18 protein-coding genes are annotated in these 23385 nt (G+C 59.9%); 5 read left to right on the top strand and 13 right to left on the bottom strand.

Annotated elements, in window-relative coordinates:
• Positions 1 to 41: 41 nt before the first annotated feature.
• The 5 genes from RYC17_RS03210 to RYC17_RS03190 form a co-directional block, all read right to left on the bottom strand.
• On the bottom strand, positions 42 to 443 hold the full coding sequence (locus tag RYC17_RS03210) for an ExbD/TolR family protein (RefSeq protein WP_002553831.1): 402 nt from the start codon (positions 441 to 443) through the stop codon (positions 42 to 44).
• A 1-nt stretch (position 444) separates the two neighbouring features.
• Positions 445 to 1173, bottom strand: coding sequence for a MotA/TolQ/ExbB proton channel family protein (locus RYC17_RS03205; protein ID WP_057420663.1), 729 nt, complete (start codon positions 1171 to 1173; stop codon positions 445 to 447).
• 117 nt (positions 1174 to 1290) lie between these two features.
• Positions 1291 to 2121, bottom strand: coding sequence for an energy transducer TonB (locus tag RYC17_RS03200; protein ID WP_122258185.1), 831 nt, complete (start codon positions 2119 to 2121; stop codon positions 1291 to 1293).
• A gap of 439 nt (positions 2122 to 2560) precedes the next feature.
• Positions 2561 to 3055, bottom strand: coding sequence for a copper chaperone PCu(A)C (locus RYC17_RS03195; protein ID WP_316902528.1), 495 nt, complete (start codon positions 3053 to 3055; stop codon positions 2561 to 2563).
• The gene (locus RYC17_RS03190; protein ID WP_004658527.1) at positions 3049 to 3654 is read right to left on the bottom strand and encodes an SCO family protein; all 606 of its coding nucleotides are present in this window, start codon (positions 3652 to 3654) and stop codon (positions 3049 to 3051) included. The genes RYC17_RS03195 and RYC17_RS03190 overlap by 7 nt, the downstream gene beginning before the upstream one ends.
• Positions 3655 to 4048: 394 nt before the next feature.
• On the opposite strand from RYC17_RS03190, the gene RYC17_RS03185 reads away from it, so the two are divergent.
• Positions 4049 to 6547, top strand: coding sequence for a TonB-dependent receptor (locus RYC17_RS03185; protein ID WP_316902527.1), 2499 nt, complete (start codon positions 4049 to 4051; stop codon positions 6545 to 6547).
• A 17-nt stretch (positions 6548 to 6564) separates the two neighbouring features.
• On the opposite strand, the gene RYC17_RS03180 is transcribed toward RYC17_RS03185, so the two are convergent.
• Positions 6565 to 7119 carry a TetR/AcrR family transcriptional regulator gene (locus tag RYC17_RS03180; RefSeq protein ID WP_005779656.1) on the bottom strand — a complete coding sequence of 185 codons (555 nt, stop codon included), beginning with the start codon at positions 7117 to 7119 and terminating at the stop codon, positions 6565 to 6567.
• 180 nt (positions 7120 to 7299) lie between these two features.
• Here RYC17_RS03180 and RYC17_RS03175 point away from each other — a divergent pair, with 180 nt between their 5' ends.
• Together RYC17_RS03175 and RYC17_RS03170 are read left to right on the top strand one after the other, a co-directional pair.
• The gene (locus RYC17_RS03175; protein ID WP_122258606.1) at positions 7300 to 8460 is read left to right on the top strand and encodes an efflux RND transporter periplasmic adaptor subunit; all 1161 of its coding nucleotides are present in this window, start codon (positions 7300 to 7302) and stop codon (positions 8458 to 8460) included.
• Between the two features lie 33 nt (positions 8461 to 8493).
• On the top strand, positions 8494 to 11637 hold the full coding sequence (locus tag RYC17_RS03170) for an efflux RND transporter permease subunit (RefSeq protein WP_122258607.1): 3144 nt from the start codon (positions 8494 to 8496) through the stop codon (positions 11635 to 11637).
• A 38-nt stretch (positions 11638 to 11675) separates the two neighbouring features.
• On the opposite strand, the gene RYC17_RS03165 is transcribed toward RYC17_RS03170, so the two are convergent.
• Both RYC17_RS03165 and sfnG read right to left on the bottom strand, forming a co-directional pair.
• Positions 11676 to 13259: a sensor domain-containing diguanylate cyclase gene (locus RYC17_RS03165; RefSeq protein WP_058401114.1), complete on the bottom strand. Its 1584-nt coding sequence runs from the start codon at positions 13257 to 13259 to the stop codon at positions 11676 to 11678.
• A 334-nt stretch (positions 13260 to 13593) separates the two neighbouring features.
• On the bottom strand, positions 13594 to 14694 hold the full coding sequence (sfnG, locus tag RYC17_RS03160) for a dimethylsulfone monooxygenase SfnG (RefSeq protein ID WP_316902526.1): 1101 nt from the start codon (positions 14692 to 14694) through the stop codon (positions 13594 to 13596).
• A 323-nt stretch (positions 14695 to 15017) separates the two neighbouring features.
• Between sfnG and RYC17_RS03155 the strand changes: the two genes are divergently transcribed.
• Complete coding sequence (locus RYC17_RS03155) at positions 15018 to 15353, top strand: hypothetical protein (RefSeq protein WP_058401113.1); 336 nt, start codon at positions 15018 to 15020, stop codon at positions 15351 to 15353.
• Between the two features lie 207 nt (positions 15354 to 15560).
• Positions 15561 to 16598, top strand: coding sequence for an LLM class flavin-dependent oxidoreductase (locus RYC17_RS03150; protein ID WP_004660551.1), 1038 nt, complete (start codon positions 15561 to 15563; stop codon positions 16596 to 16598).
• Positions 16599 to 16759: 161 nt separating this feature from the next.
• Here RYC17_RS03150 and RYC17_RS03145 read toward each other — a convergent pair whose 3' ends face one another.
• The 5 genes from RYC17_RS03145 to glnT form a co-directional block, all read right to left on the bottom strand.
• The gene (locus RYC17_RS03145; RefSeq protein ID WP_316902525.1) at positions 16760 to 18085 is read right to left on the bottom strand and encodes an ammonium transporter; all 1326 of its coding nucleotides are present in this window, start codon (positions 18083 to 18085) and stop codon (positions 16760 to 16762) included.
• Positions 18086 to 18713: 628 nt separating this feature from the next.
• Positions 18714 to 20054 carry an FMN-binding glutamate synthase family protein gene (locus RYC17_RS03140; protein ID WP_003423978.1) on the bottom strand — a complete coding sequence of 447 codons (1341 nt, stop codon included), beginning with the start codon at positions 20052 to 20054 and terminating at the stop codon, positions 18714 to 18716.
• A gap of 15 nt (positions 20055 to 20069) precedes the next feature.
• The gene (locus RYC17_RS03135; protein ID WP_058400284.1) at positions 20070 to 20753 is read right to left on the bottom strand and encodes a protein glxC; all 684 of its coding nucleotides are present in this window, start codon (positions 20751 to 20753) and stop codon (positions 20070 to 20072) included.
• Positions 20750 to 21670, bottom strand: coding sequence for a class II glutamine amidotransferase (locus tag RYC17_RS03130; protein ID WP_058400283.1), 921 nt, complete (start codon positions 21668 to 21670; stop codon positions 20750 to 20752). Before RYC17_RS03130 ends, RYC17_RS03135 begins: the two co-directional genes overlap by 4 nt.
• A 139-nt stretch (positions 21671 to 21809) precedes the next feature.
• The gene (gene glnT, locus RYC17_RS03125; protein ID WP_002553848.1) at positions 21810 to 23144 is read right to left on the bottom strand and encodes a type III glutamate--ammonia ligase; all 1335 of its coding nucleotides are present in this window, start codon (positions 23142 to 23144) and stop codon (positions 21810 to 21812) included.
• Between the last annotated feature and the right edge of the window lie 241 nt (positions 23145 to 23385).

Here is a 23385-nt window from a genome sequence, read left to right as displayed (position 1 = left end):
ATGCGGCCCAAAACTGATGAAGCTGATGGACGAAAAAGCGCTTATTTGGCAGTGATTACCGACAGCTTGGTGATACCTGCGCGTTCGATGGAAGCCATGGCTCGTGCCACTTCGCCGTAATTCACGCCATTGTCCGCCTGCAACTGCACGCGCACGTCAGGGGCCTTGTCCTTGGCCGCCTTGAGGCTGGTTTCCAACAGATCTGGTTGAATTTCATCCTTGTTGATGAACAGCTTGCCCTGCCCGTCGATACTCACCACCAGCGGGTCTTTCTGCTCCACTGGCGCAACCGATTCGGTCTTGGGCAGGTTGATCGGGATCGAGTTGGTCAGCAGCGGCGCGGTCACGATGAACACCACCAGCAGTACCAGCATCACGTCCACCAGCGGCGTGACGTTGATCTCGCTCAGCACTTCATCGGTATCTTGTGTGGAAAAAGCCATCTCAGGACGCCTCCTTCACTTTCTGCCCGGCCTGCCCGCCTGTAGCGCCAGACTTCAGGACCGGATGCAGCAACACGCGGAATGCACTCTTCTGCGCCAGGCTGTAGAAGTCGTGGGCAAAGTCATCCAGGTCAGCAGCGGTCAGCTTCAGGCGCCGCAGGAAGTAGTTGTAGACCAGCACCGCAGGCACGGCGACGGCGATGCCGACACCGGTTGCCACCAGCGCTGCGCCGATCGGACCAGCAACGGTTTCCAGGCTTGCCGAACCGGCAGCACTGATGCCCTTGAGCGCCGACATAATGCCCCAGACCGTACCGAACAGGCCGATAAACGGCGAGGTGCTGCCAATACTGGCGAGAATCGCCAGACCGGTCTCCAGCGAGCGGCGCTCCCGAACGATCTGCTGACGCAGGGCACGTTCAAGGCGGTCCTGATGGTTGATGGAATGACTGAGGTCGTTAGCCTGCGCGCCGTCCGGCACCTGAATGGCGGCGTAACCGGCCAGCGCAACACGAGCAGCAGCGCCGGGCTGTTCCTGGGCCAGTTGCGCGGCCGAATCCAGGCTCGATGCAGCCCAGAATTGCTTGTGGAACTTGCGGTCCTGGGACTTCAGGCGCGAGAACTGCACGCCCTTGAGCAAAGCAAGACCCCAAGTGGCAACGGAGAAGATCACCAGCAGCCAGATGACCGCGTGTTCGATGGATTCAAAAGGCGAAGCAAGTAGGTTCATGGCGCAGCTCTCTTTATGAACGAAGTCTGAACAAGGCATTGGGTGTATCGCGATGCGCCTTTGGTTCAGGTAGCTCGCCGGGTCAATCGAATGTCCTGGTTATTGGAACTTGAAACGTTATTTGATCTTGAAATCAATGGGCACGCTGACCCAGCCGTCCTGAGCGACATCGCCCTGCTTGGCGGGCACAAAGCTCCAGCGCTTCACCGCTGCCAGCGCTGCGTCATCCAATTGATCGCGGCCGCTGCTTTTCTGTATCTGAATCTCGCCGGGCTTGCCGCTGGCCAATACATGGACGCGCAACAGCACGGTGCCTTCCCAGCCGCGGCGCATTGCCAGCGACGGGTATTCCGGTGCCGGGTTGCGCAGATAGCCAGCGCTGGCAGAAGCCGGAGTTACCGGTTTTGGCGCGGGCGGTGCGGGAGCGGCAGGTGCAGCGACAGGTGGCACGGGCACCGGTGGGGCTGGTTGCTCGACCGGTTTTGCCACTGGCTTGACAACCGGTTTGACCACCGGCTTGGGCGGCTGCGGCTTGGGTTTTGGAATCGGTTTGGGCGGTGGCGGCTTGACGGCCAGTTCATCTTCGACCGGGGGCGGCGGCTCGACCACAGGCTGCACGACAGGCTCGGGCGGTGGTGGCGGCGTCTCCACAACCGGCGGCGCGGGCTGAGAGAACTCGATGGTCATCGGCGGAATTTCCGGCGGCACGACCGGCAATGCGGGTGTCGGGTTCTGGCTCAACCAGTAGATGACCGCGCCATGAAATACCAGCGCCAGTGCACCCAGCAGAATGGCTTCGCGTCGTCCGAGTATGGGTTTGGGGGTGCTTTGCAACCGCGATAACGCCAGAGGCGCACGGAAAGGACGCCCCAGATCGACCAGGTCGCCACTCGGCGTCTGGCGCCAGGGCACTTCATGTGCGCTGGCTGCGGTCTGGACATTGCCCATTGATACACTCCTGCATTTTCATGATAAAAATCCAGGTTCTGTTGGTATCAGTCACCTTTCCAAAGTTGATGTGGCAAGGCAATCATCGCTGAAAGAGGCTTGTTCCTGAAAAGAATATTTGGTTCGCCGGTTAGACTTTAAATGAATATATGAACCAGCGCAGACCGTGATGCGAGAGCCTGAGGAACGATAACCTCAATTATCGTGCGACGCAGAGTTGTGACGCGGAGCGTCACGAGAGGCATTCCCACGCTGGAGCGTGAGGAACGATAGTCGTCAGGTAGATCAACTATCGTGCGACGCTCCGCGTCGCATGCCGTTCTGGACGCTCTGCGTCCTCTCTTGAATTGCAGTGCGGCGCAGAGTTGTGACGCGGAGCGTCACAAGAGGCATTCCCACGCTGGAGCGTGAGGAACGATAGTCGTCAGGTAGATCAGGCTCAATGACCGCTGTGATCACCATGCCCGCTGTGCTCGTCGCTGGTCAGCGACTTGGCGACTGCGGTGACCTGAATCGACTCTTTCACGCCCTTGGCATCTTCCACGGTCAGGGTCAGAGGCACCTGGTCGCCCTCTTTGACCTGCGCGGCCAAACCCATGAACATCACGTGGTAACCGTCGGAATCGAGCATCACCGGTTTGCCGGCCGGCAGGTCGACCGAGTTGACGCGCTGCATGCTCATCACGTCGCCTTTCATGCTCATCTCATGGATCTGCACGGTTTTCGCAACGGGTGATGCAACGTCGACCAGCTTGCTGTCCTTGTCCGAGGTGATGCGCATGAACGCACCCGTGGCGGACTGGCCCGGCACGGTGGCACGCACCCAGGCGTCATCGACTTTGGTTTCGGCCAGCGCCTGAGCGCTCAGGCCCAGCAGAGAAAGGGTCAGCAACAGAGGCTTTGCGACGTTACGAATCAGAACGGTCATCAGCATACTTCCATCAAAGTGAGCAGATCTTCAGTGCATTGTTGGGCGGACAGCCTGTGCGACAAGCCCAGGCGCAGCACGCCGCGGGTGTCGTAGACATAACTGGTGGCGGTATGCGAGATCGTGTAGGTGTCGCCCAGCGGGACCTTTTCGAAGAATACGCCGAACTCCTTTGCCGTTGCGGCCGTTTCTTCAAGCGTACCGGACAGGGCGACGAAGGTCGGATCGAAAGCCTTCACGTAGGCGTCGATCACCTCGGGCGTATCACGCTCCGGGTCGAGGGTAATGAACACTACCTGGAGGGTCTTGCCCTCTTCGCCCATCAGCTTTCTGATCTGTGCAGCTCGCGCCAGTGCCGTCGGGCAAATGGCCGGGCATTGGGTGAAGCCGAAGAAGATCATCGGCATCAGGCCACGAAAACTCGACAGGGTCTTGACGTTGCCTTGTGCATCCTTGAGTCGGAAGTTGCGGCCAACTATCTCGTTGCTCATGTCTTTGCCGTGCTTGAACGGCAAGGCATTGGAATTGCCGCAGCCAGTCAGCAGGCCAAGGCTCAGCAACGATAGGCCTGTGACCACCTCGCGGCGGGTCGGTTGGTACGTCATGTCTTGCGTCCCCTGGAGGGTTAGGCGCGTGGGTTCTGACACATTCAAAGGCGGCGAATTTACCACCCCAAGGCAACAGGGAATACCGCCAATCCTGTTTCAAACCATGAGCAGGCGTGCAAACGTCGGGCTTATGGGCTGCAATACGTCGTGCGACAAAACAGCACAGGCAGCTTTACCACCCTCAAGTACTGTTACCGAACACCCGTGCGCAACGCTTTAAATGCATATAAAACATATAATAAATAAAAATAATTCAATATTTTTATAATTAACATATAACCAAAAGGCCTTTCACAGGCTCTTTTCATAACCCTATATTCGCCAGCAAACCGACCCTTGCCTTGTGGAGGTGCCCAGGACTTTCTCAGCATTGCCCAAGGATCACTCCGTCATGGCCTTACCCGCTCAAGCTCCCCGCCACGCCCTGCGCAACCCGCTGATCAAAAGCATAGCGCTTGTCGGCCTTGGCCTGATGAACCCCGCTCAGGCCGCCGATGAAACCCTCGACCGTGAGGCCCGGCTGGACAAGGTCACGGTGATTTCCACCGGGGTTCGCGGTACACAGCGCACAGTGACTGAAAGCCCGGCCCCGATCGATATCGTAACCAGCGATCAGCTACTGAAAACCGGTCGCGCCGACCTGACCGAAGCCATCGCCAAACTGCTGCCTTCGTTCAACTATGGCACCAACGTCGCGGGCTATAACTCGACCATCCGCCCATTGTCCAACCGCAGCCTGGCACCGGCCTACACACTGGTGCTGGTCAATGGCAAACGCCGCCATAACAGCGCCCTGCCCGCCAATGGCTCGACTGACAGCAGCGGCGCGAACTCGGTGGACATCGACATGATCCCGATCAGCGCGGTGGAGCGCATCGAGGTGCTCAAGGACAGCGCCGCAGCGCAATACGGCTCGGATGCGATTGCCGGGGTGATCAACGTGATTCTCAAATCCAGCTCCGATGGCGGCCATCTGGGGGTGACGTACGGCAAGCTGTACAGCGGCGAAGGCGAAGTGTCCAAGTTCGAAGGGGACACCGGCTTCGAACTGGGCGACGGCGGCTTTCTGCATCTTTCGGCCGACGCACGCAAGCGTGGCGATGCCAGCTGGAACGAAAAAGCCACCAATAACGCCTACTTTCCCGGCGACCCTCGAGAGGCGACGTGGGACCGGGTCGGCGTGAAGAATGGCGACCCGCAGATCAAGGCGTTCAACCTGGCCTACAACGCCGAACTGCCGCTGAATGATCAGATGAAGCTGTATTCCTACGGCACTTACGGACAACGCGACGCCATCATCAACAACTACTTCCGCTATCCCAACAGCAACGCCAACGTTCCCGAACTGTTTGCCGACGGCTACTACCCGCTGAACAATCTGGACGACACCGACTATCAGTACCTGATTGGCGCCAAGGGTGAAGCGCTGGGCTGGAACTGGGACCTGAGCACTACATACGGGCGCAACAACAACCATCAGTACAGCGATCTGACCATCAACCCGTCGCTGGGACCGGCCTCGCCGACGTCGTTCGACGACCTGGCGACCTACCGATTCGAACAATGGGTCAACAACGTCGACATCACTCGTGCGTTCGACGGGCTGTTTGGCGTGCCGCTGCAAGTGTCCGCAGGGCTTGAGCATCGCTGGGAACGGTTCCGGACGTTTTCCGGCGACGCGCAGGCCTATCAGGTGGGCGGCTATCGCTTTCCGGCTACTCTGCCCAATGGTCAGGCCAACCCGCTGGCCGGACAGCTGGCGTCGATTGCCGCCCAGGCCGCAGCGGTCATCTCGCCGCAGGATGCCACCAGCCTGCAACGCAACAACTACGCAGCTTACGTCGATTTCGGTATCACCCCGATAGAACCTTTGTTTGTCGACCTGGCGCTGCGTGCAGAGCATTTCGACGATGACTCGGGCAACACAGTCAGTGCCAAGCTCAACTCGCGCTACGAATTTACCGACACCTTCGCCGTACGCGGTACCGTCGGCACGGGCTTTCGTGCGCCCTCGCTGACCCAGGTCGGCTACAGCATCTCGGACAACCGGGTCGGTGCTGCGCCGGATGGCACCATAGTGCCCGCCGTGACGCGCATCGCGCCGGTCAACTCGGCGCTGGCCCAGGCGCTCGGCGCGACCACCCTGGACCCGGAGAAATCGCGCAATCTGGGGTTCGGCGTGACCTGGCAACCGGCACCGCGCACCAGCCTGACCGCAGACGCCTACTGGATCGAGATCGACGACCGCATCGCCCGTACCGAAAGCCTGTACGGCCCAGCGCTGGCGCCCATCCTGGCGGCTCAAGGTGTGGACACCAGCACCTGGACTTCGTATTACACCAACGCGTTTGACACCCGCACCCGCGGCCTGGACATCGTCCTCGACCATTCCAGCCAGTACGGTGCATGGGGCAACGTGCGCTGGAGCGCCGGGTTCAACTACAACAAGACCATTATCACCGACGTCAAGGACGCACCGGCAGCCTTGCAGGGCTTGGGCAGCAACCCTGGCGGCAGCCTGACCTGGGTCGGCCGGGCCCGCGAAGGCGACCTGACCGATGCTCAACCGAAAACCAAATGGGTATTGGGCGGCAAATGGACGCTGGGCGACCTGGGCGTGAATCTGCAAACCACCCGTTACGGCAAGGTCAAGACCCTCCAGCAGCTGGAAAGCGGTGATCGCAGCTTCGGGGCCAAGTGGATCACCGACCTGGATGTGTCCTACACCCTCTACGACAACATCACCCTCAGTGTTGGCGGCACCAATATCTTCGATGTGCGCCCGGACAAGAATGCAATCCCCTCCGCCGTCGGACTCAACCTGTACGGCAATTCACCGTTCTATCCGGGCGGTGGATTCTGGTACAGCAAGATTGCCTATGATTTCTGACGTCTGCACAGACTTGCTTAGCGTGCCGCCGCGCCGTGCAGAAAAAACTGCGTCACCAATGCGCCCATACCGGCGCGAGCCACACGGCCGCGGCGTTCGGCGTCGACCATCCCGGAGAGCAGCGCTGCGAACATTTCGGTAAGGACGGCGGCACTGACGTCGATCCGGAACAGACCTTCATGCTGACCACGCAGGAAAAACGCATCGAGGGCGTCGGAGTAAGGCAACCAGCGGCGCCCTCCGCTGCTTTCATCGAGCGAATCCGGGCGCCACTGAAATACCAGAAAGACCAGCATTTCGCGGTGCATGAGGTGGTTGTCGACCAGTCGTTGAAGCGCTTCCAGCGGCGGAGCATGCTGCAGATCCGCGTCGGCGACCATCTGGTTCATCAGGTCCGAGGCGTGATTGAGCAACAGTTCCACGAGGTTGGCGCGGGTGCCGCAGAAGCGGTTGAGCGTCGCCTTGCTGACGCCAGCCGCTTGAGCAATATCCTTGAGCGTACCGTTGGAATGGTCAACCAGCGCAACGGCCAGGGCTTTCAGAAATTTGTCGTCAGCGGCAGGTAATTCCATCGGGTACGTCTTCAACTCGTGTTAAGTGGCAGGCGGCGCATTGTGCAGAAACCTTACCGCGTTCTCAAAGCCTATACACAATTAGTCACTAAAGTCTCACATGAGTCAATGTTGACTCACTCTCTTACACAGTAGATCATTCGCGGCTTTAGTGTCTGATGGGCTGCGCCCGGGTGAGCGATGAGTGGTTTGAGCGATTGGCGTGTCATGCCTGCGGTAGCGCTACTGGCAGTGTTGGGTCTGGCCGGGTGCGAGCAGAAACAGCAGCAGGATCACGCTGCATCGACAGCACCCAAAGAGGTGGAGGCCATTGCCGTCAAAGCCGAATCGTTCACGGTCGTTGATGAACTGCCCGGCCGTATCGAACCGGTTCGTGTGGCGCAGGTACGCGCCCGGGTGGCCGGTATCGTGCTCACGCGCAATTTCGAGGAAGGCGCCGATGTGAAAGCGGGCGCGGTGCTGTTCCAGATCGACCCGGCACCGTTCAAGGCCGCGCTGTCCAAAGCTCAGGGCGACCTGGCCCGCACAGAAGCCACACTGTTCGAAACTCAAGCTACGGTCAAACGTTACGAGTCGCTGGTCGAAATCGAAGCGGTCAGCCGTCAGACCTTCGACACCGCCCGCTCTGCGCTGCAAAACGCCATCGCCGCTAAAAAGTCGGCTCAGGCAGATGTCGAAACCGCCAGGCTGAACCTGGGCTATGCCACGGTCAAGGCGCCTATTTCAGGACGCATCGGCCGCGCGATGGTCACTGAAGGCGCGCTGGTCGGTCAGGGCGAAACCACCCTGCTGGCAACCATCCAGCAACTCGACCCGGTCTACGCCGACTTCACCCAGCCGGTTGCCGACGCCTTGCAAATGCGCGAGGCCATTCAGGAAGGTCGCCTGCCCAAGGGTGGCGAAGACGCGCTGTCGCTGAGCGTCGACGGTACTGACTATCAAAGCACTGGCACCCTGTTGTTTACCGACGTTGCAGTAGACCGGACCACCGGCCAGGTTTCGTTACGCGCCCGCTTCGCGAACCCCAAAGGCGTGTTGCTGCCGGGCATGTATGTGCGGGTGCGCACACCGCAGCGGGTCGATGCCAATGCCATTCTCGTCCCGCAACGTGCCGTTCAGCGCTCCAGTGATGGCGCAGCTCGCGTACTGGTGATTGCGCAGGACGGTACGGTCGAAGTCCGCCCGGTCAAAACCGGCGCAATGCAGGATTCGCGCTGGCAGATCACCGAGGGGCTGAAGGCAGGTGAACAGGTTGTCGTCGGCAACATGACCGGGCTCAATTCCGGTGACAAGGTCGTCGCCAAATCGCCCTCCGCCCAGCCGCAATCCAAGTCGCAATAAAGCCGCCTTCAGCGCGATCGAGGATCACCGTTCATGTCTCTGTTCTTTATCAAGCGACCCAACTTTGCCTGGGTGCTGGCCCTGTTCATTCTGCTGGCAGGCCTGATGGCCCTGCCCGCCTTGCCAGTGGCGCAGTACCCTGATGTGGCACCGCCGCAGATCACCATTACCGCTACTTACCCCGGCGCATCCGCGAAAGTGCTGGTCGATTCGGTGACCAGCGTCATCGAGGAAGAGCTGAACGGTGCCAAGGGCATGCTGTATTACGAGTCGACCAGCAACTCGACCGGCAGCGCTGAAATCAATGTGACATTCGTACCGGGCACCAACCCGGACCTGGCACAGGTTGAAGTCCAGAACCGTATCAAGAAAGCCGAAGCGCGTCTGCCGCAGACGGTGCTCAGCCAGGGCCTGCAAGTCGAACAGGCCAGCTCCGGCTTCCTGTTGATCTTTACCCTGAACTACAAGGACGGCTCGGCCACCAAGGATACGGTCGCGCTGGCCGACTACGCGGCCCGCAACGTCAATAATGAAATCAGCCGGGTGAACGGCGTCGGCCGGTTACAGTTTTTCGCCGCCGAAGCCGCAATGCGGGTCTGGATCGATCCGCAGAAGCTGGTTGGTTTCGGGCTCTCCATCGATGACGTGAACGCGGCCATTCGTGCGCAGAACGTGCAGGTTCCCGCAGGCAGCTTCGGCAGCAGCCCGGGCTCATCACTGCAGGAATTGACCGCGACACTGGCGGTCAAGGGCACGCTGGACAACCCGGAGGAGTTCGGCCGCATCGTATTGCGTGCCAACGAAGACGGCTCCACGGTGCATTTGTCCGATGTGGCACGCGTGGCCATCGGCAGTCAGGATTACAGTTTTGAATCGCGCCTGAACGGGCAACGTGCAGTGGCCGGTGCCGTGCAACTGTCGCCAGGTGCCAATGCGATCCAGACCGCCCGGGCAGTCAATCAGCGCCTCACCGAGCTGTCGGTCAATTTCCCGGAAGGCGTCGAGTTTTCGATACCGTACGACACCTCACGCTTCGTCGACGTGGCCATCGACAAGGTGATCTACACCCTGATCGAGGCCATGGTGCTGGTGTTCCTGGTGATGTTCCTGTTTCTGCAGAACATTCGCTACACGCTGATCCCGACCATTGTGGTGCCGGTGTGTCTGGCCGGGACCCTGGCGATCATGTACCTGATGGGCTTCTCGGTGAACATGATGACCATGTTCGGCATGGTGCTGGCCATCGGTATTCTGGTCGACGACGCCATTGTGGTGGTGGAAAACGTCGAGCGGATCATGGCCGAAGAAGGCCTTTCTCCGGCAGCCGCAACGGTCAAGGCAATGCAGCAGGTCTCCGGCGCGATTTTCGGTATCACGCTGGTACTGGCCGCCGTGTTTCTGCCATTGGCGTTCATGGGTGGCTCGGTCGGGGTCATCTACCAGCAGTTCTCGCTGTCGCTGGCCGTGTCGATTCTGTTCTCGGGTTTCCTGGCCCTGACCTTTACCCCGGCACTGTGTGCCACGTTGCTCAAGCCGATTCCTGCCGGGCACAGTGAGAAGCGTGGGTTCTTCGGCGGCTTCAATCGGCTGTTCGGTAAATTCACCGACCGTTACGAGCGGGCCAGTTCCAGCATGATCAAACGCGCTGGCCGCTACATGCTGTTGTACGTCGGTATCGTCGGTCTGCTGGGCTTTTTCTACCTGCGTCTGCCGGAGTCTTTTGTGCCCGTGGAAGATCAGGGTTACCTGATCATCGACGTGCAACTGCCGCCCGGCGCGACCCGGGCGCGTACCGACGCCACCGCGCAACTGCTGGAAAACTACATGCTGTCACGCGAGGCAACCGGCGCGGTGACCATGCTGCTGGGCTTCAGCTTCTCGGGCATGGGTGAAAACGCCGGTCTTGCGTTCCCGACCCTGAAGGACTGGTCGGAGCGCGGCAAGGGCCAGTCGGCAGCTGAAGAAGCGGCGGCGTTCAACCAGCATTTTGCCGGGCTCGCCGACGGTACGGTGATGGCGGTGACGCCTCCGCCCATTGACGGCCTGGGCACCTCGGGCGGCTTCTCGCTGCGCCTGCAGGACCGTGCAGGCCTGGGCCGCGAAGCCCTGCTGGCGGCACGCGACAAGCTGCTCGGCGAAGCCAACGGCAACCCGAAGATTCTCTACGCGATGATGGAAGGTCTGGCCGAAGCGCCGCAATTGCGCCTGAATATCGACCGCGAAAAAGCCCGTGCGCTTGGCGTCAGTTTCGAGTCGATCAGCAACGCGTTGTCCACTGCATTCGGCTCCTCGGTGATCAGCGACTTCGCCAATGCCGGGCGTCAGCAACGTGTCGTCGTGCAGGCAGAACAAAGTTCGCGAATGACCCCGGAAAGCGTGCTCAAGCTCTACGTGCCCAACAGCAGCGGCACGCTGGTGCCGCTGGGCGCGTTCGTTTCGACGCACTGGGAACAAGGCCCGGTGCAGATCGCCCGCTACAACGGCTACCCCGCGTTCAGGATTTCCGGCGATGCAGCACCGGGGGTCAGTACCGGTGAGGCGATGGCGGAAATCGAGCGGATCGTTTCCGAACTGCCGCAAGGCATCGGCTATGAATGGACCGGCCTCTCCTATCAGGAACGAGTCGCCAGCGGCCAGGCAGCCGGCCTGTTCGGCCTGGCGCTGCTGGTGGTGTTCCTGCTGTTGGTTGCGCTATATGAAAGCTGGGCGATTCCGCTGGTGGTGATGCTGATCGTACCCGTCGGTGCGCTGGGCTCCGTGCTGGCAGTGACTGCGGTCGGCATGCCCAACGATGTGTACTTCAAGGTCGGGTTGATCACCATCATCGGGCTGGCAGCGAAAAACGCGATTCTCATCGTCGAGTTCGCCAAGGAGCTGTGGGATCAGGGCCATTCGCTACGTGACGCGGCACTTCAGGCTGCGCGACTGCGCTTTCGGCCGATTGTCATGACATCGCTGGCCTTCATCCTTGGCGTCGTGCCGCTCACGCTGGCGACCGGCGCAGGCGCAGCGAGCCAGCGCGCGATCGGCACCGGCGTCATAGGCGGCATGCTCAGCGCTACACTGCTGGGCGTGATTCTGGTGCCGATATTTTTTGTCTGGGTCCTGTCAGTGTTGCGCCGCAAGCCGCACGTACAGCAGGTTGGTGGCGATGCACAGCTACCCGAGAAACCATAAACGACGAGTGGTCAGCGGGCTGGCGGGCTTCAATCCCGTCACTCCGCCGTTGGCCCGCTGCCGGTTTGCGAGTCCGCCGATGCCTTGACGCGGGTCCAGGCCGGCAGTGTGCTGGTAGCGATTTCCGACGCCACATTCACCCGGTTGCGACCTTGTGACTTGGCGGCATACAGCGCACGGTCGGCAAGTTCGATCAGGCTGCGCTGGTCGAGTTGTCGATCCGTGCCGACGAAGGTGGCAACGCCGAGGCTGACCGTCACGATGCCAAACGGGCTGGCGGGATGCTCGATCTGCTCGTCGCGGATAGCCTGCAGGATGTTCTCGGCCACCTGACGAGCACTCGACTCGTCAGTGCCGGGCAGCACCACCGCGATCTCTTCACCGCCATAACGAGCAGCAACATCACCGGGGCGGCGGATGCATTGTTCGACCACACGGGCCATTGCCACCAGGCACTCGTCACCAGCCAGATGGCCGTAATGATCGTTGTAGCGCTTGAAATGATCGGCATCGATCAGAATCAGTGAGAGCAGGCTGCGCTCGCGTCTGGCACGCTTGAATTCAACCTCCAGAAACTGATCGAATCTTCTGCGATTGGCCAGCCCGGTGAGCTTGTCTTCCGAAGCTATGAACTCCAGGTGCTGATTCAACTGGATGAGGGCTGCCTGAGAATCGAGTAACTGATCTTCCGCACGTATACGGCTGTGAATGTGCCCTATCAGACGGATGCCAAGGCCGACCACCAGCCCGAGCAGCACCAGCATGACCAGAATCGACTGTTTGGTCTGGCCCAGCCAGTCGAGCATGGCCTCTTTCTGGCCCAGCGCGACGACAGTGACAATCGGGTACACGGCGCTGCGCTTGAACGCATAAAAGCGCGCAACGCCGTCGATTCTGGAGACAAACTGAGTGGTGCCAGAGGGTCGATTGCGCTCAGAAGTAAAGATCGGCGTCGATGAGAGGTCACGACCTATTTCCGCTTCCAGGTGCGGATAGCGCACACGCAACTGCCCGGCCGTCGACGTCAGGCTGATGATGCCGGTTTTGCCGACCTGAATATCCGAATAGAACTTCAACAGATGATCGACACCAATGGTCACGACCATCAGCCCGGCAAAACTCGAATCAGGGTGGTTGATGCGCCTGCTGACCGATATGACCCATTCGCCGGAGGCGCGACTGCGAATCGTCGGGCCGATGTAAGGTGCTTTGTCAGGCGTCTGCAGGTGGTGCTGAAAGAACTCGCGCTGGGTGCTGTTGACGCCAATCGCCTTGGGATTGGTTGAAAAGGTGCAAATACCGTCAGCGTTGTACAGCGAAACCGTACCGATTTGCGGCAACGCGCCCATCTCACGGGCAATGACCCATCTGAGACGCTCGATCTGCTCGGGCCCGGCACCGTCTCTTTCGACACGCTCCGTCAGGCCGATCAGCATCAGCTCGCTTTGTTTGAAAATGCCGTCCGTGTAAGTGCTCAGCGCCCCAGCCAGATTAATCGTGCTGGTCTGGATGTTCTCCAGCGTGTTACGGCGCGCGGTCCATGCTTGCCAGGCCATCAACATCACCACGCAGGCGCACACTACGAAGATCAGCCATGACGCAAGCCGAAGGTCGCGTTTCAAAACTTGCCTCCACAACAGGTGAGAACCAGTGCATCTGGTTTTTCTGAAAACCGGACCTGATTGCTCAGGGGCCATCGACAATCCTTTCGCTATCAACTGCCATTGTCGGCAAGCGTTCGGCCGTACCTGAAGGCCTGGCATTAATGAAGCATGCCAGAGAGTGGCATCATAATGCCACGTACAGCGGTCTATTGGTTGATCGGGGTTCAACATACGCAGACAGGCACGCACTGGATCACAGTGGTGCCTGATTTTCTGGAGGGCTGTTTTCTGAAGGGGCTGGAAGCGAAGCTCGCTTACAGGGGCAAGGCAGGACGCACGTATTTGCCGGGCTTCATGCTGTTTCGGCGACAGGTTTGCGCAGTGCCGCAGCTTCCAGCTCGCGCACTAAAGGCAGCACGTGCTCGCCGAAATAGGCGACTTCTTCCTGGAAATGCAGAAATGCGGAAAGTACCAGATCGACACCAACGGACTTGAGCTCGACGATGCGCTCGGCAATCTGACGCGGCGTGCCGATCAAATTGGTCTTGAAGCCATCGTTGTACTGCACAAGATCCTGAAAGGTGGATTTGGCCCAGTTGCCCTCGCCTTCCGGGCTGGCCTTGCCGGCCTGTTTCGCAGCATCACCAAACGCATTGACGGCTTCCGGGTCTGCCTTGTCGACAATTTCGGCCAGCACCGCTCGCGCTTCTTCTTCGGTGTCCCGGGCAATGATGAAGGCATTGACGCCGATTTTCACCGAATGGCCGTTCGCGGCAGCCTTGGCTCGAATGTCATCGACCTGGGCCTTGATGCCTTCGACGGTATTGCCATTGGTGAAATACCAGTCTGACACCCGGGCCGCCATATCACGCGCAGCACGTGAACTGCCGCCCTGAAAGATCTCGGGATGAGGACGCTGGATCGGCTTGGGTTTGAGGGTGTAATCGTGGAAGCGATAGAAGTCGCCCTTGAAGGTAAAATTGTCGGTGGTCCAGATACCCTTGAGGGCCCGAATGAACTCTTCGGAACGGCGATAGCGCTCGTCGTGCTCCAGCCAGGGTTCACCAATGGCCTGAAACTCGCCCTTGAACCAGCCGCTGACAATAATGACCGCCACGCGCCCGGCGGTGAGCTGATCAATGGTTGCCAGTTGTTTGGCCGCCACAGAGGGCGTCCACGGTCCTGGCAATATTGCTGCAATGACTTTGAGCTTTTCGGTGGCCGCCAACAGGGCATGGCTGAACGCTACGGACTCATGCTGGAATTCCGCACCGTAACCGGCGGTGAAGCGAATTTGCGTCAGCGCATATTCGAAACCGGATTGCTCGGCGATCTGCGCCAGCTTGCGGTTGTAGTCGATGGTCCAGCTGGTGCGCTGTTCGATCTTGCTGACGACCAGCCCACCGCTGACGTTCGGAACCCAGTACGCAAATTTTATGGAAGATTGGCTCATATCGGCACTCCTCTGACTGCAGGCTTCCCGAGCGCATTAATCGAACGGGCTTGCAGAAGCACAGAGCAGCAACCGTGCCAGACAGTTAAATGACTATAGATCAAAGGGTTGCAGCGCCTGGAGAGTAGCGTCAACTGTTTGCACTTCGGCAGGCTGTCGAAACGCTGTTGCCAGAGCAACAGTACCTGGCCGGGTTACTCACTCACGCAGCGTTTAATTGCGCAGAAACAAACCGACGGAAGGCTGACCGCGCAGCTATCCAGAATCAAATGGCTAGGGTAATTTTGGATCCAATGAAACCGTATTCATCCGCAGGAGCACCGATGAAACTGCATGCCTTTTTACTGGTCTTGATGATCCCCGCACTGTCGGCGCATGCCGAAGCCAAAACCATAAACGTCCCCCATGACCCGACCGGGCAGCACGCGCTGGTGGAGAAAAGCGGCAGCGCCCAAGCGCGCGTCGTCGTTACTCGACGTGAAGGTCTGCTGGGCGTGATCTACTCCAAGCGCGTCTACAACTGCGCCAATCACACAGTGAACCTGGTGGGCACCGGCTCTACCCTGGAGATCATGGAACAGGCTCAGGCCATCAGCGGCATGGGACCGGTGATACGTGACTCCACAGCCGACTATATCGAGTCCGAAGCCTGCAGCTGATCTCGCCCTGATCAAGCACCTCCCCGGCTGAATTCACCACGCCCGAAAGCGCCTCTCATGAGGCGCTTTTTCATTTCGGCTGCCGCGCCATTCAGCCAACACGTCGGACGCAAAAAACGCTTGCACGTAAAGTATTACGGTATACCATCAGACAGAAATAACTCACCACGCCCGTGCAGGCGTCAGGATTTAAGCGAGGTAAGTGTCATGAAGTTTTCGTTGTTCGTGCACATGGAACGCTGGGATGAAAGTGTCAGTCATCGCCAGCTTTTCGAAGACCTGACCGAGCTGACGCTGATGGCCGAGCAAGGCGGTTTCAGCACCGTATGGATCGGCGAACACCACGCGATGGAATACACCATCTCGCCGAGCCCGATGCCGCTGCTGGCGTATCTGGCCGCCAGAACCACGCGCATTCATCTGGGCGCGGGCACCATCATTGCGCCGTTCTGGCATCCGTTGCGGGTGGCGGGAGAATGCGCGCTGCTGGATGTGATCAGCAACGGACGCATGGAAGTCGGCCTGGCACGCGGCGCCTATCAAGTGGAGTTCGACCGCATGGCGGGCGGCATGCCGGCCTCCGAAGGCGGCAAGGCGCTGCGCGAAATGGTGCCGGTGGTGCGTGCGCTGTGGCAGGGTGACTACGCCCACGACGGCGATATCTGGAAATTCCCGACTTCGACCTCCGTGCCCAAGCCGATCAACACGCCACCCATGTGGATCGCTGCGCGCGATCCTGATTCGCATAACTTCGCCGTGCAGAACGGCTGCAATGTGATGGTCACACCATTGATGAAGGGCGACGAAGAAGTCGTCGACCTGAAGAACAAGTTCGAAGCAGCGCTGGCCAATAACCCTGACGTACCTCGGCCACAACTGATGGTGTTGCGCCACACGCATGTGCATGCTGCGGACAACCCTGAAGGCTGGAAAACCGGTGCTGCCGCCATCGCGAAGTTCTACCGCACCTTCGACGCCTGGTTCGGCAACAAGCAGACGCCGGTGAATGGTTTTCTGGCGCCCAGCCCGGAAGAGAAATTCAAGGAGCGTCCGGAGTTCGAGCTGGAGAATATCCGCAAGAACACCATGATCGGCACGCCGGAAGAGATCATCCCGCGCATCCGTCATTACCAGGAGCTGGGGGTCGACGAGTTCAGCTTCTGGTGCGACAACAGTCTGCCGCACGCCGAGAAGAAAAAATCACTTGAGCTGTTCATCAAGCACGTGGTGCCGGTGTTTCGTTGAGTGTTGAGATGGTCTGAGGAGCACTGAAAATGCTGCTCAGACCACAATATTGATCGTTCCCATGCTCCGCGTGGGAATGCAGTTCGTGACGCTCTGCGTCATACGGCGGTTTTTATGCGCAGTGATTACGGGCAAGACATGACATTGGCACGACAGCCCTTTCAATGGTTATAAGCCCGTTCATTATGCTCGGCCAGATCCAAACCCATTTCCTCCACTGATTCATGAGCACGCAGGCCGATCAGTGCCTGCACGGCCTTAAGGATGATCCAGCTGACTGCGAAGCAATATACCGTGGTGAACAACACGCCTTTGATCTGGGCAATCACCTGGGCTCCCATGGTCACGTCCGGCACCAGCCCGCCCATTGCCGGCACGCAGAACACGCCGGTGAGCACGGCACCGATCATGCCGCCGATGCCGTGCAGGCCGAACACGTCGAGGCTGTCGTCGTAACCCAGGCGTTTCTTCAGGACGGTCACGCTCAGGTAGCAGAACACCCCGCACAGCACGCCAATCGCCAGTGCTCCGCCGACTCCGACGTAGGCACACGCCGGGGTGATGCCGACCAGACCCGCCAACGCGCCGCTTGCCAGGCCCAGCGCGCTGGGTTTGCCGACCTTGAACCACTCGGTGAACATCCAGCCGAGTATTCCGGCGCAGGCACCCACCTGCGTGTTGAGCATGACGATGCCTGAGGTGCCGTTCAGGCCGCCACCGGAGCCGATATTGAAACCAAACCAGCCGACCCAAAGCATCGCCGCGCCAGCCATGGTCAGGCTCAGGTTGTGTGCAGGCATCGGGGTATTCTGATAGCCCTTGCGTTTGCCCAGCACCAGACACGCCGCCAGTGCCGCGACACCGGCATTGATGTGCACGGCGGTGCCACCGGCAAAGTCCAGCACGCCCCAGTTGTGCATCAGTGCACCTGCCCCGCCCCAGACCATATGCGCCACCGGCGCATACACCAGGGTGAACCACAGCGCCATGAACAGCAGCGCGGCCGAGAATTTCATGCGTTCGGCAAAGGCTCCGGCAATCAGCGCAGGCGTGATAATGGCGAAGGTCATCTGGAAGGTCACAAACACGCCTTCCGGAATGTCACCGACCAGGCTGTCGGGAGTCATGCCGGCCAGAAACGCGCGGCTCAGTCCGCCGACAAAGCTGTTGAAGCTCACCTGCCCTTCGACCATGTTGCTGGTATCCACCACCATGCTGTAGCCGTAGATGAACCACAGTACGCCGACCACTCCGGCAATGCCGAAGCACTGGGTGAACAGCGACAACATGTTCTTGGCCCGCACCAGCCCGCCGTAAAACAGTGCCAGCCCCGGAAGGCACATGAACAGCACCAGCACGGCTGCGGTGATCATCCATGCCGTGCTGCCGGTGTTCAGTACGGGGGCGTCAGTTGCCTGCGCAATCGGAGCAAAGGCGCCTAGTGCGAGTAAAGCTGTAAGGGATTTGCCGTGTAGACGATTGACCATGTTCAAAGCTCCCGCAAATGAATGGAAAGTGTCTGGCAGCAAGGAAGGTCATCGAGACAGGCGAGGCTCTTCGGCCTCTTTGGGGGCAAGCTCTCGTTGCGCGAATGGCGTTATATATAAGTCCGATGAGCCCGAAAGCGGGGCTTAAACCACCAAGGTTCTCGTTCCCACGCTCCGCGTGGTAATGCAGTTCGTGACGCTCTGCGTCACACAGCGGTTCTGCGACTTCAGATGCATTGAGGTTCGACTCAGGTCACCTTTTCGCCCCTCGGCGAGTTACTTTGACGGGCCAAAGTAACCAAACCCCCTCGCTCCTGTTTCCGGCCCGACTTCGTCGGGTTCCTTCGCCCTGTCACTGATCCGGGGGTCGCCGCAACGGACCATCCATGGTCCGGTGCGGCTAGCCTGGCGTCCTGCCAGGCTACCCCCGGATCAGCGCCAGGACTCAGCCGTCACTAACGTCGCACTCTGCGTCGTCTGTGCCATCGTGATCGAAAAGCACGTTATGGCGTCAGTCGGTGCCATCGCGTTCGAAAAGCACGTTATGGCGTCAGTCGGTGCCATCGCGGTCGATAAGCACGTTATGGCGTCAGCCGGTGCCATCGCGGTCGATAAGCACGTTATCGAATCAGTAACCAGAACCAGAACCCGGAATCCACGACGTCCCGGCCAAGGGCACTCGGGCCATGGCGGCTGATTCGACGGTCAGCGCCACCAGGTCTTCCGGGTCGAGGTTGTGCAGGTGTGATTTACCGCACGCACGGGCCATGGTCTGGGCTTCGAGGACGAGCACGCGCAGGTAGTTGGCCAGACGCCGCCCGCCTTCGACCGGGTCGAGACGTTTGGACAGTTCCGGGTCCTGCGTGGTGATGCCCGCCGGGTCGCGGCCGTTCTGCCAGTCGTCGTAGTAACCCGCTGCCGAGCCGATCTTTTTCAGTTCTTCGTCGAGCCGCGGATGGTTATCGCCCAGGGCAATCAACGCGGCTGTACCAATTGCCACAGCATCAGCGCCCAGCGCCATGGCCTTGGCCACGTCGGCGCCGTTGCGGATGCCGCCGGAAACGATCAATTGCACCTTGCGGTGCATGCCCATTTCCTGCAATGCCTGAACCGCCTGCGGGATGGCAGGCAGAATCGGAATGCCGACGTGTTCGATGAACACTTCCTGAGTCGCCGCCGTACCGCCCTGCATGCCGTCGAGTACGATCACGTCGGCGCCGGCTTTCACGGCGAGTTTCACGTCATAGTAAGGACGGCTGGCACCGATCTTGACGTAGATCGGTTTTTCCCAGTCGGTGATCTCGCGAATCTCGGCAATCTTGATCGCCAGATCGTCGGGGCCGGTCCAGTCCGGGTGACGGCACGCAGAACGCTGATCGACGCCGACCGGCAAAGTGCGCATGCCGGCCACGCGCTCGGTGACTTTCATGCCCAGCAACATGCCGCCGCCACCGGGTTTGGCGCCCTGCCCCAGGACGATTTCGATGGCATCGGCCTTGCGCAGATCGTCGGGGTTCATGCCGTAACGCGATGGCAGGTACTGGTAGACCAGATGCTGCGACTGGCCACGCTCTTCCGGGGTCATGCCGCCGTCGCCGGTGGTGGTGCTGGTCCCCGCGATGGTTGCGCCGCGACCCAGTGCTTCCTTGGCGTTGGCCGACAATGCGCCGAAGCTCATGCCTGCAATAGTCACCGGAATTTTCAGGTACAGCGGCTTTTTGGCGAACCGATTACCCAGCACCACGTCGGTGCCGCACTTCTCGCGATAGCCTTCCAGCGGGTAGCGCGAGACGCTGGCGCCTAGCAGCAGCAGGTCGTCGAAGTGCGGCAGTTTGCGTTTGGTGCCGCCGCCGCGAATATCGTAGATGCCGGTTTCCGCAGCACGCTGGATTTCCTGAATGGTCAGGCGATCGAAGGTGGCCGACTCGCGCAGGACTGGAGCAGGTTTGTGGCTGATAGGGTCGCTCATGGTAGTGCTCCTGAATCAGTACGCGGAGGCGTTATCGACTTTGAAGTTGTAAAGCTGACGGGCCGAGCCGTAGCGCTTGAAATCCGCGGCCTTCTCGTTGAAGCCCGCGCGATTGAGCAACTCCTGCAACTCCTGCAGATGCTCTTCGCGCATCTCCTTGGCGATGCAGTCAGAGCCCAGCGACTCGACCTTGCCTTTGACGTAGATCCGCGTTTCGTACAACGAGTCGCCCAGCGCATCGCCTGCATCGCCGCAGACCACCAGCCGACCGGCCTGGCCCATGAAGCAGCTCATGTGGCCAATGCTGCCGCCGACCACAATGTCGATGCCTTTCATGGAAATGCCACAGCGTGCCCCGGCATCGCCTTCAATCACCAGCAAACCGCCGTGCGCTGTGGCACCTGCGGCCTGCGAAGCGCTGCCCTTGACTCGGACTGCGCCGGACATCATGTTCTCGGCGCAGCCAACACCGACATTGCCGTGCACGGTAATTGAGGCTTTCTGGTTCATGCCCGCGCAGTAATAGCCGGCATGGCCCTGAATATCGATGGAGATGGCCTCGTTGACGCCGACCGCCAGGTTATGCGCGCCATCGGGATGCGTCACCAGCCATTCGCGGTCCTGCAATGCCTTGACCTGGTCGTGCAGGGCCTGATTGAGATCACGCACGGTGGCGCTGGAAAGATCGACGGTTTTCATGAGCGTGCTCCCTCGGCTGGCTCGCGTTCCCAGATGTACATGGTCGCCGGGACCGGTTCCCAGACCCTGGCGTTTTCGATCCCCGGCAGGCTGGACAGCGCCTGATATTCCGAGGCCATGGCGACGTAATCGTCGGTTTCGGCGAGAATGGCCGGTTTGCAGGCAATCGGATCGCGAATCACCGCAAAACCGTTGCGCGTGCCGATGGCGAAGGTAAAAAAGCCATCGAGGTCCTCCAGCGATTTGTCGAGCGCCTGCTTGAGGCTGTCGCCCTGTTGCAGGCGCCAGGCCAGATAACCGGCGGCCACCTCGGTGTCGTTGTCGGTCTCGAAGTGAATGCCTTCACGGCGCAGGTTCTGGCGCAGGCGAAAGTGATTGGACAGCGAGCCGTTGTGCACCAGACACAGGTCCGAACCCGTGGAAAACGGATGACTGCCTTCCATGGTCACCGCACTTTCAGTGGCCATGCGCGTGTGGCCGATGATGTGGCTGCCCTTCATGGACGCCAGACCGAAGCGCTCGGAAATCTCCCTCGGCAACCCCATGCCCTTGAGGATCTCGATACTCTGCCCGGCGCTCATGATGCGCACGGTGGGCGCCAGCTCCGCCAGCGCGGCACGCACTGGGGCTTCTTCGGCCTGAATCTTCAATACCACGGCGCTGGCGTTCTGAAACCATTCCAGTGGTGCATCCAGCCTGCTTTGCAGTGCCGCGATCAGCGCCGTGAAATCATGCTGTTCGGTGGTGGCCTGCAAGGTCAGCTTGACCCAGCCCTGCGCCACTTCATCGCCATAGATAGCGAACCCGGCACTGTCCGGTCCACGGTCGGTCATGGCTTCGAGCATCGGCTCGAACAACTTGCCGAGTTGCGACTCCAGCGCCGGGTTTTTCAGATACAAACCAACGATTCCGCACATAAGCCTCACCTTGTTCGGGAGCGGCAAGCTTTTAGCTACAAGCTGCAAGCTAGAAACCAACCGCATAGACAGAGAAATCAAATACGCCGCAATCCAGCTTCTGCTTGCCGCTTGAAGCTTGAAACTTGCAGCTGCTCCACTAAAAAAACTCTATATAACGCTTCACTTCCCAGTCGCTCACGTGGCGGCTGTACTCCACCCATTCCATGCGTTTGAGGCGGATGAACTCACCAACGATCTCGTTGCCCAGCACCTCGGCGAACAAGGGGTCGGCTTCGAGTGCATCGCAGGCTTCCTTGAGTGACTGCGGCAGGGTCTTGATGCCCCGTGCGGCGATTTCTTCCAGGCTCAATGTGTAAAGGTTCTCGTTGCAGACGTGATCGATTTCCAGTTGCCGGTCGATGCCGTCCAGCCCTGCGGCGATGATCGCGGCGCTGACCAGATACGGGTTGCAACCGGCGTCCGGCAGGCGAAACTCCAGACGGCCATAGGGCACGCGCACCATCGCCGAACGGTTGTTGGCGCCGAAGGCAATGAAGGCCGGGGCCCAGGTGGCCCCCGACAGCGAATTGCCGACCACCAGGCGTTTGTAGGAGTTGACCGTGGGTGCCGCGAAGGCACACAGCGCGGGGCCGTGAGCCAGCAGGCCAGCCGCAAAGTGATAGGCCATTTTCGACAGGCCCATGCCGCTGGGGTCGCTGGCGTCGTGGAACAGGTTCTTGCTGCTGGCACTGGCGATCGACAGGTGAAAGTGCATGCCATTGCCGGCACGCTTGGGATCAGGTTTGGGCATGAACGAGCAGATCATGCCCATGTCGTTGGCGATCTCCCCGGCGGCCATGCGGAAGAAAGTGAAGCGGTCCGCCGATTCCATGGCCTCGCTGTAGGTGTAATTGATCTCGAACTGGCCGTTGGCATCTTCATGATCGATCTGATAGATGTCGAAGCCCACCGGCTGTAGCGCCTCGGTCAAGCGCTCGAGAAACTCACGCGAACGCGACAGCCCCTTGTAGTCATAGCAAGGCTTGTCGAGGTTATCGCTGGCATCGACCATTTGCAGGCTGCCCGCAGCATCGCGCTTGAACAGGCTGAACTCGGGCTCCAGCCCGGTATTGAGGGTCCAGCCACGCTGGCTGAGGCGTTCGACCTGCTGCTGCAACACATAACGGCTGTCATAGGGCCACGGCTTGCCATCCACATGACCGATGCACACCACCCGCCCATACCCCGGCTGCCAAGGCACCGGGGTCAGCGACGACAGGTCGCCCCTGGCCATGAAGTCCGGGCCGTGGGGTTCCATGCCCATGCCGCAGATAGCGAAACCGGCGAACCCGGCACCGTCCTCTGCAACCATTTCCAGGCCCGTCACAGGAACCGACTTGGTCTTGGCCGAACCATGAATATCCACGAACTGAGCCAGCACGTACTTGATGCCGTGCTGTTCGATCAGGCGCTGTGTTTCGGGTGGCAACATGGGACGTGTCTCCTGGCATGGCAAAACGTTTCAGGGAAGGAGCGTTGTTTCACTACCTGCCGAGAATATATTCTGAACAGGAAAGTTACTTTCCCTTTAGGAATGCAAAGCGCTTGCCAGTTTGGTATGCCAGCAAATCGAAGAGACGTGGAAGGGGCAATTCAGCTGTTTCTATGGGAAACTCGTTTTCCCTCCGGGAATAATCTGCAACTGAAGCACGCGATGACAGCGGCGAAATGCA

The organism is Pseudomonas syringae group sp. J248-6 (genome assembly GCF_032586995.1).
Classification (GTDB): domain Bacteria; phylum Pseudomonadota; class Gammaproteobacteria; order Pseudomonadales; family Pseudomonadaceae; genus Aquipseudomonas; species Aquipseudomonas amygdali.
The sequence above is the reverse complement of the archived record's forward strand: the minus strand, read 5'-3'. Positions and strand labels throughout refer to the sequence as shown.